At 42.5% G+C, this 10,239-nt stretch carries 15 protein-coding genes; 11 read left to right on the plus strand and 4 right to left on the minus strand.

Features of this window, described 5'->3' with window-relative positions:
* The first annotated feature begins 1 nt into the window (after position 1).
* From IM507_RS12550 to IM507_RS12580, 7 genes are all read left to right on the plus strand, one after another.
* Positions 2-364, plus strand: a complete 363-nt coding sequence (locus tag IM507_RS12550) for a VOC family protein (protein WP_002780396.1) — start codon at positions 2-4, stop codon at positions 362-364.
* Positions 365-382: 18 nt separating this feature from the next.
* Positions 383-1,111: a cytochrome c biogenesis protein CcdA gene (locus tag IM507_RS12555; protein WP_002736734.1), complete on the plus strand. Its 729-nt coding sequence runs from the start codon at positions 383-385 to the stop codon at positions 1,109-1,111.
* Between the two features lie 50 nt (positions 1,112-1,161).
* Positions 1,162-2,505, plus strand: a complete 1,344-nt coding sequence (locus IM507_RS12560) for a cytochrome c biogenesis protein (RefSeq protein ID WP_069474941.1) — start codon at positions 1,162-1,164, stop codon at positions 2,503-2,505.
* A gap of 128 nt (positions 2,506-2,633) precedes the next feature.
* Complete coding sequence (locus IM507_RS12565; RefSeq protein ID WP_002778625.1) at positions 2,634-3,491, plus strand: DNA-formamidopyrimidine glycosylase; 858 nt, start codon at positions 2,634-2,636, stop codon at positions 3,489-3,491.
* 33 nt (positions 3,492-3,524) lie between these two features.
* The gene (locus tag IM507_RS12570) at positions 3,525-4,580 is read left to right on the plus strand and encodes a potassium channel family protein (protein ID WP_069474940.1); all 1,056 of its coding nucleotides are present in this window, start codon (positions 3,525-3,527) and stop codon (positions 4,578-4,580) included.
* Positions 4,581-4,673: 93 nt separating this feature from the next.
* Positions 4,674-4,895: a DUF4278 domain-containing protein gene (locus tag IM507_RS12575; RefSeq protein ID WP_069474939.1), complete on the plus strand. Its 222-nt coding sequence runs from the start codon at positions 4,674-4,676 to the stop codon at positions 4,893-4,895.
* A 298-nt stretch (positions 4,896-5,193) separates the two neighbouring features.
* A complete protein-coding gene (locus tag IM507_RS12580; protein ID WP_002778638.1) occupies positions 5,194-5,655 on the plus strand; it encodes a PPC domain-containing protein in 462 nt (153 codons plus the stop codon).
* On the opposite strand, the gene cobS is transcribed toward IM507_RS12580, so the two are convergent.
* Complete coding sequence (cobS, locus tag IM507_RS12585; protein WP_004158958.1) at positions 5,652-6,410, minus strand: adenosylcobinamide-GDP ribazoletransferase; 759 nt, start codon at positions 6,408-6,410, stop codon at positions 5,652-5,654. The genes IM507_RS12580 and cobS overlap by 4 nt on opposite strands.
* Positions 6,411-6,724: 314 nt before the next feature.
* Here cobS and IM507_RS12590 point away from each other — a divergent pair, with 314 nt between their 5' ends.
* Complete coding sequence (locus tag IM507_RS12590) at positions 6,725-7,105, plus strand: DUF4430 domain-containing protein (RefSeq protein ID WP_069474938.1); 381 nt, start codon at positions 6,725-6,727, stop codon at positions 7,103-7,105.
* Between the two features lie 109 nt (positions 7,106-7,214).
* Here IM507_RS12590 and IM507_RS12595 read toward each other — a convergent pair whose 3' ends face one another.
* Positions 7,215-7,784, minus strand: a complete 570-nt coding sequence (locus tag IM507_RS12595) for a PIN domain-containing protein (RefSeq protein ID WP_256094060.1) — start codon at positions 7,782-7,784, stop codon at positions 7,215-7,217.
* 2 nt (positions 7,785-7,786) lie between these two features.
* Positions 7,787-8,389 carry a helix-turn-helix domain-containing protein gene (locus IM507_RS12600; RefSeq protein WP_259679037.1) on the minus strand — a complete coding sequence of 201 codons (603 nt, stop codon included), beginning with the start codon at positions 8,387-8,389 and terminating at the stop codon, positions 7,787-7,789.
* A gap of 235 nt (positions 8,390-8,624) precedes the next feature.
* Here IM507_RS12600 and IM507_RS12605 point away from each other — a divergent pair, with 235 nt between their 5' ends.
* Both IM507_RS12605 and IM507_RS12610 read left to right on the plus strand, forming a co-directional pair.
* Entirely contained in the window at positions 8,625-9,110 is a 486-nt protein-coding gene (locus IM507_RS12605; RefSeq protein ID WP_002797897.1) for a type II toxin-antitoxin system VapC family toxin, read from the plus strand.
* Between the two features lie 2 nt (positions 9,111-9,112).
* A complete protein-coding gene (locus IM507_RS12610; RefSeq protein WP_110579846.1) occupies positions 9,113-9,298 on the plus strand; it encodes a hypothetical protein in 186 nt (61 codons plus the stop codon).
* Here IM507_RS12610 and IM507_RS12615 read toward each other — a convergent pair.
* Positions 9,275-9,463 (minus strand): hypothetical protein, encoded by a 189-nt coding sequence (locus IM507_RS12615; RefSeq protein ID WP_221178085.1) that lies wholly within the window; start codon positions 9,461-9,463, stop codon positions 9,275-9,277. The two genes, IM507_RS12610 and IM507_RS12615, sit on opposite strands and share 24 nt — an antisense overlap.
* Before the next feature lie 177 nt (positions 9,464-9,640).
* Between IM507_RS12615 and IM507_RS12620 the strand changes: the two genes are divergently transcribed.
* On the plus strand, positions 9,641-10,239 hold a 599-nt coding region (locus IM507_RS12620), incomplete at its 3' end, for an RNA-guided endonuclease InsQ/TnpB family protein (RefSeq protein WP_287637108.1).

The raw sequence follows: 10,239 nt of genomic DNA on the forward strand, positions 1-10,239 counted from the left end.
TATGAACATCATGCGATCCTTACACACGGCGATTTTAGTCACCGATCTAGAAAAAGCTGTTAACTTTTACGAAAATGTTCTAGGATTGACTAGAATTGATCGCCCTTTTCAATACGATGGGGTTTGGTATCAAGTGGGAGATTATCAAATTCATTTAATTGTCGATACCAATTATCAAAACTACCGTCCCAATCCCCAAAAATGGGGACGCAATCCTCATATTGCCTTCGCTATTGATGACGTGACAGCCATGGGTAACTATCTAGAAAGTCAAGGTTATACAATTCAAATGAGTGCCTCGGGTAGAAAGGCATTATTTGTCAGCGATCCCGATGGTAATATCCTAGAAATGAGCCAAATTTAGCCTGAAAAATTCCCCAATATGTTAGACCAATTACAGACTCAACTCTATCACCTTGAACAATACGCCGATCGCTTAGTGACTTCCCAACTAACTCACCTTAGTTTTGTCAGTATTGCCGTGATTTTTCTAGCCGGTTTACTTACCAGTCTTACCCCCTGTATGCTGTCGATGTTGCCGATTACCGTCGCTTATATCGGGGGTTACGAAAATCAAGGTCGTTTAGCGGCTTTTTGGCAGTCCACATGGTTTTCCCTGGGATTAGCTACCACCTTAGCGGGATTGGGACTAATTGCCGCTACTTTAGGGAAAGTCTATGGACAGGTGGGGATCGGTTTACCAATTATCGTCAGTGCGATCGCTATTTTGATGGGGTTAAACCTCTTGGAATTATTACCCCTGCGCTTCCCCTCCCTTGGCGCTACCGATTGGATTACCGGCGATTTTCCCCCGATTTTGCGGTCCTATCTTCTCGGTTTAACATTTGGTTTAATCGCCTCTCCATGTAGTACACCTGTTCTAGCAACTCTATTGGCATGGGTGGCAAATACGGGGGATTTAAGCTTAGGAGGGGGATTATTGTTATCCTACACTGCCGGCTATGTTTTACCGCTAATTATCGTCGGTTCTTTTACTGCCTCGCTGAAAAGCTTTCTTTCCCTGCGTCAATGGTCCGGGTGGATTAATCCTGTCAGTGGGGTTTTATTAATCGGTTTTGGAGTTTTTTCTTTATTATCCCGTCTGCTGTGATGGTGGAGAGTTATGATAGATAATTGGCTAGAATTGTAAAACTTTTAACTATGACTATATCGGAAACTTCCTCAAATTTAAAGAATACACCGCCTCAATGGGGACGGAAATTTATCCAGACTATTGCCGATCTACGATTGGCAATTATCCTCTTACTTTTAATCGCTATTTTTAGCATTTCTGGGACGGTAATAGAACAGGGTCAATCTCTATCTTTCTACCAAGCTAATTATCCTGAAAAACCCGCTTTATTTGGGTTTCTGACTTGGAAAGTTTTATTACTATTGGGATTAAATCATGTTTATAGCACTTGGTGGTATCTATCATTATTAATTCTCTTTGGTTCTAGTTTAACCGCTTGTACCTTCCGACGACAATTACCCGCTTTAAAAGCGGCCAGAAAATGGCAATTTTATCAACAATCTCGCCAATTTCAAAAACTGGCTTTAAGTGCTGAATTAGAAACTGGTTCCCTAGAATCCCTAACCCCATTGTTAGAACAAAAAGGCTACAAAGTTTTTCTAGAAAATAACAGTCTTTATGCTCGTAAAGGTCTGATCGGTAAAATCGGTCCGATTATCGTTCATGCAGCCATGTTAATTATTTTAGCAGGAGCAATCTGGGGAGCGTTAACGGGGTTTTTCGCTCAAGAAATGGTAGCTAGTGGCGATAGTTTTCAGGTTAAAAATATTATTGAAGCTGGACCCTTATCTAAAAATTCTCTCCCTAAAGATTGGGGGATTAAAGTTAATCGTTTTTGGATTGATTATAGTCCTAAAGGTGATATAGAACAATTTTATTCTGATTTGTCGGTGATCGATAATCAAGGACAGGAGATCGATCGCAAAACTATTCAAGTTAACCAACCTTTGCACCATAAAGGGGTGACTTTTTATCAAACCAGTTGGGGAATTGCTGGGGTAAAAGTACAGGTGAATAATAGTCCGATCCTACAGCTACCGATGGCTAGTTTAGACACCAAAGGTAATGGACAAATCTGGGGAACGTGGATTCCGACTAAAACCGATCTTAGTGAGGGAGTTTCTCTTTTAACCAGAGATTTACAAGGTACGGTAATCGTCTATGATGCTAAGGGAGATTTAACCTCTGCGGTACGAGAAGGAATGACGATTCCTATCAATGGAGTTAATCTAAAAATAGTCGAATTAGTGGGCAGTACAGGTTTACAAATTAAGGCAGATCCGGGAGTACCGATTGTCTATTTAGGTTTTGCTTTATTGATGATGGGAGTGGTAATGAGTTACTTTTCCCATTCGCAAATTTGGGCTTTACAATCGGGCGATCGCTTTTATATTGGTGGTAAAACTAATCGCGCTCAAGTCAGTTTTGAACGGGAAATAATTGATACTATCGAAATGTTAAAGTTAAAGTAGAATTGACGTTAATTTGGTGTCGTTTCCCGATCAAAAGTTATGTTTATCTATACTATTGCCTATTGCCTATTGCCTTTTTTGCCTATTGCCTACCCTAACCAAGAACTTAATTTTGTTCAATTACTTATATGCCAGAATTGCCAGAAGTAGAAACGGTGTGTCGCGGATTAAATCAAGTTACCCAGGGCAAAAAAATTATCGGTGGGGAGGTATTATTACAGCGTACCCTAGCCTATCCTAATTGCGAGGCAACTTTTCTGCAAGGAATTGCTCAGACCACGATTACCAATTGGCAGCGCCGAGGCAAATATCTCCTCGCCAATTTAGATAATGGTAGCAGTATCGGGGTTCATCTGCGTATGACCGGACAATTGCTCTGGGTAAAAGATACCACTCCCCTGCCGATTCATACGCGCTTACGCTTCTTTTTTGCCAATCAGCAAGAATTGCGCTTCGTCGATACCCGCACTTTCGGGAAAATTTGGTGGATTGCCGCCGATAAAACCCCAGAAAGCGTGATTACTGCTCTCAAAAAACTGGGATTGGAACCCTTTGATCGCAATTTTACCCCCGATTACCTCTATAGTCACTGTCAAAAAAGTCGTCGTCCGATTAAAACTTTTCTCCTCGATCAAAATGTGGTGGCAGGAATTGGTAATATCTACGCGGATGAAGTTCTTTTTAAAAGTGGTATCCATCCCCAAACTGCCGCTAATCTCTTAAAAATTGAGCAAATAGACTTATTGACAAAAAACATTATTTCTGTACTGGAAACAGCGATCGCTGAAGGCGGCACCAGTTTTAGCGATTTTCTCCACGTTACGGGAGTTAATGGCAATTATGGCGCAATGGCCTGGGTTTATGGTCGTACTGGCGAAAATTGTCGCCTTTGCGGTGCAACTATTGCCAGAATTAAATTAAGTGGACGCTCCTCTCATTTTTGTCCCCAATGTCAAGTCTCAACAGTAATCAGTAAACAGTTGTAAGCTGATAGCTAGATGGTCAGGTCACGGAAATCGATGCAAAGTTCACTGAAAAGGATTATCATCGGTGCGAGTTTTTTTCTCGCTACGGTAGTCGGAGCAACTATCGGTTATATGGCCTACGGTTGGAGTTTTCTAGATGCCGTTTATATGGTGATTATCACCATATTTGGGGTAGGTTTCGGGGAAGTTAAACCGATTAACACTCCCAGTCTGAGAGCTTTTACCATGTTAGTTATCATCTGTGGGACTACCTCGGCCGTTTATGTGGTGGGAGGGTTTTTTCAGATGCTCACCGAGGGAGAAATTAACAAAGCCTTTAGCGATCGCCGGATGAATAAAGAGATGGAATGCTTAGAAAATCACGTCATAATCTGTGGTTTTGGGCGCATAGGACGCATCCTAACGACTAAATTGGCAAAAACAGCCCAATCCTTTATTATCGTCGATAATAACCCCGATCGCATCCGATTAGCTCAGGAAAAAGGTTACATAACTCTTAATGGTAACGCCACCGATGAAAGTATTCTCCAAAAAGCCGGCATCGACAAAGCGCGAGTTTTAGCGACTGTGTTACCCGATGATGCCTTAAATGTCTTCATCACTTTAACCGCAAGAGAACTCAGTCCGCAACTATACATCATCGCTAGGGGAGAATATCCCAGCACTGAGAAAAAATTAAAATTAGCTGGAGCCGATCAAGTGGTTTTACCTGCTACCATTGGAGCAGAGAGAATGGCCCATTTAATCACCCATCCAGCCGCGATTGATTTTTTACAGGAAGATGAAGGTAGGCGCAATCTTAACGAATTATTAGCCGATATCGACCTACAATTTGAAGAATACTCGATTTTAAGCAATTCTCCTTTTTTGGGACAACCCATCAGTCAGATGGAAGTGCGGGGACAGGGTGCTTTTATTATCGTTGCTGTGCGTCAATTTGATGGTGGTGTCATCGCCCATCCCGACAATTCCACCATTCTACAGCAAGGCGATACGGTCATTTTATTAGGTCATCGGGGCGATGTTCCTAATTTTGCCCGTCGTTATGCTCTGCGTCGAGAAATGCGCTATCGTGGGTCTTCTTGGTAGGATATTTACCTACAAAAAAGTTGAGATTTTCTGGAATTAATTTCGCTACCGATGGAGATAAAACTAACTCACTAATTATCTCCAGGGACAGCTATGAAATTAACCTATCGCGGCATTCCTTACGAGAAAAACCCCACTGCCACCGTTGTTTCCAGTCCGATGATTTTAGGCTATCGTGGTGTTCCCTATTTAAAAAACCTTGGTGTCGTTCAAACCATTCAGAAACAGGTAGCCGTTACCTATCGCGGTCAAGCCTATCATATCACTCAATCTTTAGCTTCTTTGCCCATGGAAAGACCCTCTTTAAGTTTTTAACTTCTAGTTCTTTTTTCAATCAATCTCTTTTAAAGATTGTCAATTAATGATTTTATCAATTACCTTAAACGGGTTGTATCTCCCCTCTTGCTCCCTCGCTCCAAGGCGGATTTTTTACTCGTTTTTGCCAACAAGAAATAAGTACCTAAGCAAAATTAATTACACATATTTTTCCCTTCCGCAGTTCCGCAGTTCCAGCGTTCCCCCGAAAGGGGGTGTGAATTTAATTTTGTCGAACTGCTGATAGTTATCAGTTTTTTGTAGAATAGGGAGATTGAGAAAACGAATACCTGCCCCTATGACAAGATTCCCTTTGACTGGTCGCTATTCTGGTTTATGCGTCTTGCTCACTTTATTCTGGTTAAGCGGTCAATCTTTACCAGTGCGAGCGGAAAAAATCTATAATCCCGTCCCCCTCATCCTCAATAAAGAAATTAACGATACTCTCACCGACAAGGATATTCCCACGGGTGAGGGGGGGTTTGCTAGGGATTATACCGTAGATTTGGAAAAGGACGATCAGGTGGCCATCGATCTCAAATCGGAAAACTTTGATGGAGTTTTAATTCTCCTGGCCGACGATGGTTCCACTGTAGCGGAAAATGATGATGGTCCCGATGGTGGCACTAATGCTCTCCTCTTTGCACGGATTACCGAGTCGGGTAAATATATTATTCGGGTGAGAGCTTTCGGAGAAACCGGTGGGGGAAAATTTACCCTGAAATTAACCCGTTTACGGGCTGTGGAGGGCAAAAATTAGCTAATTATTGTTAAAAAAACCAAGAATAGAGCCTCTGTCCACTCTACCACCGCACCGTAGGTATCGCCAGTGTGACCGCGAAGACGACGATATAACCAGTAACCAGTAAGCAGAGCGAGGGCGATTCCAGCACTAATGGCGATTATTCCCCACCTTAGACCACCAAATAGGGCGATTAACCCCCAAATTACTCCCCCACAGTCCCAAGGCAGACAAAAAGCCACTTTATGAAAGGCTCCCTTACCGGTGGGTTTGAGGTAGGGATAAAGAGCGATCGCCATTACTTGCCCCCAACGTCCCCAAATTGGTGCTAAAATTAGAGCTAAGGCTCGATTATCGCTTAAATCCGTCAAAGCGGCGATTTTTAGCAGCAAAACCATAGTCACGGCCATGACTCCAAAGGCCCCGGTAACACTATCGGCCATGACCGCTAAACGACGCTGGGGGTCGGTGACAGCTAAACCATCGGCCGTGTCACTAACTCCATCAAGGTGTAGTCCTCCCGTTAGATAAACCCAAACCCCCACAAGGACAACTGCACGAGTCAGGGGTGGCATTCCCAGGCCAGCTAGAGTTATATCGAGCAAAACCAGAATTAGACCCAAAAATAAGCCCACTAAGGGAATCCATCGGGCAATTCTACCAAAATCCGGCCAAGCAATCGGAACGGGAATAATCGTGTAAAAAGCGATCGCACCTAAAAATGAGCGAATTTCTTGACAAATGAAGTTAAATATGGTAATCAATCCCCCCAATTCGCTCCCGGTATGTCATCGTTTCTCATAAAGATGAAGTATAACCTAATTTTGTATCGGCCACCCTGTGGGATTTTCAAAACATCTGAGAACACCTATAATAATTCGGCATAACAGACTTACTTGTAATTTTATAGGAAGAGTTCTTGTGATCGCTCTATAGGAGAGTAATATGCGGAAAGATTTTTTAAAAAATGTGTATTTAGTGTGAGATACGGAAAGTTTCCGTATATTATGTAGTTAGGCTTGTCAGTACGTCCCTCTGATAAGTCTATCTATAATCTCAACAGGGACTGCAAATGGAGAGAACAGTTATGTCCAATACAGCAAATTTGTTTATTGATTGGCAACAACAATGGCATACACCGCCATGGCAAGCTTGTGACTATCTTCCAATAGTTCCCAACAAATCGACAGTAAAAACACTGTTAGATGAAGCAAAATCATGTAATCCAAGCGTTACCTACACATCAAAGGGATCTGGTGATAGCGAATATCTAACCTCAATTGATGGGGTGGAAAATAATCAAGGGAATAACGGTTATTATTGGGTATATTTCGTCAACGGACAGATGCCTTCAGTTGGCTTTGCTGCATATAAACTAGATTCAGGTGATAGTGTATCTTGGGATTACAAACATTATAGCTCTGGCCTGAGACAGATGAATCAACCCGATCATCCTGCGAATAAATAATTAAGCCTAACAAGGGGTTCCAGTGGACGTCAAAAAGCTGCGCTCGTTTCTCGCTTTACTTTTTGACGCCCCTGAACCTAGGCGTTAGACAGATAAAGTTTTGAGAATTTCAAAGTAGTCCATCGTACACTCTGAGTTCTGCTACAGTCTGGGCTAGACCTTGCCTTTCATAAGCTGCCAGTAACTCATCAACACTTTGCGGGGGATTTCTTAAACTCATTCGCTGTTGCTTAGCAGCTTCACAGACCACTGAAGGAGCTAAATCAATCAGATGAATAATAAACTCATCGGGATGCTGAGCCTCGATACCATATTGCTCAAGAGTTGTAGCCGGAAAATCTGACAGATTGTATGTAACAATCACATCGGCTCCTGCACAAATGGCAGCCGCTAGTACATGACGGTCATTGGCATCTGGTAAGTTTAGCGATGGAATTAGATCTTTATAACCCTGAACGAGACAGTCACGTACATTACTGTTCATCAGAGCTTTTGTACGGTGAAGACGCTCCTCCGTGAGATCAGGTCTATTCTTCAAAACATTCCGAATCCACTCATCATGAATTTCATCAGTCCATTTGGCACGGAACAAATCTGTTATCGCTAAACGCATCAAAAAATCCCGTAGAGGAGCTGGATATAAAACACACGCATCGAATAATGCAGTGAAGTTGCTCACAATCAATAGCCCATGTCCAACTCTTGTGCTTCGCGTGTAAGTTCTTCAAGAGTTTGTAATCTTTTCTGGTCTATGTCATGCTTATAGGTCATGAGGTCGTCAAATCGAATCCGGCGATGAGTTCCCACTTTTCGGTATGGAATCTTGCCATCATCAATCAGACTGATCAGGAATGGACGTGATACATTTAAGATATCTGCTGCTTGTTGTGTCGTTAACTCAGCATATACAGGCATCAAAGTAACTGCATTGCCACGAGCCATTTGCGTCAGAATATCAGTTAAAAGGCGAAATGCAGACATCGGAATAACAACCACTTCTTCTGGCTCATTATCCGCCTGCACACGCAGTCTGAAGTCAGGCAAGGGGTTTCCAACAGGGCGTTTGCCTAGAAATCTTGAAAGCTGACGGCTTGACTCCCGCGCAAGCTCTTTATCTGCCGCAGTCGGTGCAATTGTCTCTTGAAAATCAGCGATTCCAGTAGCCATTGTCTTGTCCCGCTCATACTGTTGATTGAACTCTTGTCCAGAGTACCACGGCCTAGTGTAGCCCAGATACGAAATAAATGCAACAAACGCAACAAACGAAAAGTATGTTTTTGCCACAACTTGCTCACCAGCCGTAGGGTGCGTTCCCTAATGAGGCTCCCACCGCTCCGGCGATCGATTTTGGGGAACGCACCATGCAGATTGATTGCAGCTGTGGGTTTAAGTGCGATGGCGAAGGCACTGCGTAGCAGTACGCTGATCTTGTCGGTTGGGTTGACGGCTGTTACCCAACACCCTCAAAACCAAGATTAAATAAGGTAGGATAGAGAGCGAAAAGATATTCTAGGTTGCCGTGAATGGAAGCGTCTATATTGAAACAAGTATTTTTGGGCATTTAACCGCCAGACCCACTGACAATCTGATCGTTGCTGCTAATATCAAGATCACCCAAGATTGGTGGAACGAACATAGTAGCTCATTTACGCTTTACGCATCAGAGATCGTTGAAGATGAGGCAGCTAAGGGAGATCCGATAATCGCCGCTCAACGGTTAAACTTGTTACAATCCCTAATGCTTCTCGAACTTACGGAAGATGCGTTTGAACTTTCGCAAGCGTTTCTGACTCAAAGCAATCTGCCACTAAAGGCATCTAATGACGCTTTACATATGGCATTAGCAACCGTCTATAACTTAGATTATTTGCTAACATGGAACTGCAAGCACATGGCAAATGCCCAAATTCAGCGTAAGCTGGCTCAGATTAGTTCTGATCTCGGATATATATTGCCAGTTATTTGCACTCCTTATGAGCTTATTGGATATAACCTAGAGGTCTAGTCATGTATAAAAATGAAATTCTCGATGAAATTCACAAGTATAGAGAAGAATACGCTCAATCGTTTCAATATGACTTAAGAGCTATTTTTAATGACTTAAAGCAGAAGCAACTGGCTCATAAAGATAGATTAGTTAGGTTGCCAATTAAGCGAGAGTCTAACAAATCACTGCACCCGACCGCCGGCTAAAGTATTCAATGGAACCGCTAAATCTATAGTGCGATGGCGAAGGCACTGCGCAGCAGTACGCTGATCCTGTCGGTTGGGTTGACAGACATTGACATCTGGTAAGTTTAGCGATGGAATTAGATATTTATAACCCTGAACGAGACAGTCACGTACATTACTGTTCATCAGAGCTTTTGTGAGGTGAAGACGCTCCTCCGTGAGCTCAGGTCTATTCTTCAAAACATTCCGAATCCACTCATCATGAATTTCATCGAAAATTTGGGTCTGAAACCCCGTCGTTCTACGACGGCTTTACTGTTAAATATGAGCATCGTTTACGAAATATATGCTAAAATGTGAGACATGGAAAAAGCCTATTCTTACCGATTTTACCCAACACCCGAACAAGAGTCGCTATTGCGGCGCACTTTGGGCTGTGTAAGATTAGTTTACAACAAAGCTCTCCACGAACGAACACAAGCTTGGTATGAAAGACAAGAAAGAGTAGGATATACTGAAACTTCTTCAATGCTAACCGACTGGAAAAAGCAAGAAGAATTAGAGTTTTTAAACGAAGTTAGCTGTGTACCTTTACAACAAGGGTTAAGACACCTACAAACAGCTTTCACTAACTTCTTTGCTGGTCGTACTAAGTATCCCACCTTTAAGAAAAAACATCAGGGAGGAAGTGCCGAATTTACCAAATCTGCTTTTAAATTTAAAGACAAACAAAACTATTTAGCCAAATGCACAGAACCTTTACCTATTCGATGGTCAAGACAAATACCAGAAAGCTGTGAACCAAGCACAGTAACAGTCAGATTACATCCTTCTGGACGTTTGCATATCTCAATTAGATTTGATGACCCAACGATTAAGCCTTTACCAGTAACAGATAAAGCCATTGGAATTGACTTAGGAATTAGTAGCATTGTGATTACCAGCGATGGCGACAAAGTGTC

Source organism: Microcystis sp. M20BS1, from assembly GCF_020245305.1.
In the GTDB taxonomy this organism is placed as follows: Bacteria; Cyanobacteriota; Cyanobacteriia; order Cyanobacteriales; family Microcystaceae; genus Microcystis; species Microcystis ichthyoblabe_A.

Bases quoted from the DNA above. Each gene is read 5' to 3' on its own strand.
- IM507_RS12550 (WP_002780396.1), top strand. From the start codon at position 2: ATGAACATCATGCGATCCTTACACACGGCGATTTTAGTCACCGATCTA.
- IM507_RS12555 (WP_002736734.1), top strand. From the start codon at position 383: ATGTTAGACCAATTACAGACTCAACTCTATCACCTTGAACAATACGCC.
- IM507_RS12560 (WP_069474941.1), top strand. From the start codon at position 1,162: ATGACTATATCGGAAACTTCCTCAAATTTAAAGAATACACCGCCTCAA.
- IM507_RS12565 (WP_002778625.1), top strand. From the start codon at position 2,634: ATGCCAGAATTGCCAGAAGTAGAAACGGTGTGTCGCGGATTAAATCAA.
- IM507_RS12570 (WP_069474940.1), top strand. From the start codon at position 3,525: ATGCAAAGTTCACTGAAAAGGATTATCATCGGTGCGAGTTTTTTTCTC.
- IM507_RS12575 (WP_069474939.1), top strand. From the start codon at position 4,674: ATGAAATTAACCTATCGCGGCATTCCTTACGAGAAAAACCCCACTGCC.
- IM507_RS12580 (WP_002778638.1), top strand. From the start codon at position 5,194: ATGACAAGATTCCCTTTGACTGGTCGCTATTCTGGTTTATGCGTCTTG.
- IM507_RS12590 (WP_069474938.1), top strand. From the start codon at position 6,725: ATGTCCAATACAGCAAATTTGTTTATTGATTGGCAACAACAATGGCAT.
- IM507_RS12610 (WP_110579846.1), top strand. From the start codon at position 9,113: ATGTATAAAAATGAAATTCTCGATGAAATTCACAAGTATAGAGAAGAA.
- IM507_RS12615 (WP_221178085.1), bottom strand. From the start codon at position 9,463: ATGAACAGTAATGTACGTGACTGTCTCGTTCAGGGTTATAAATATCTA.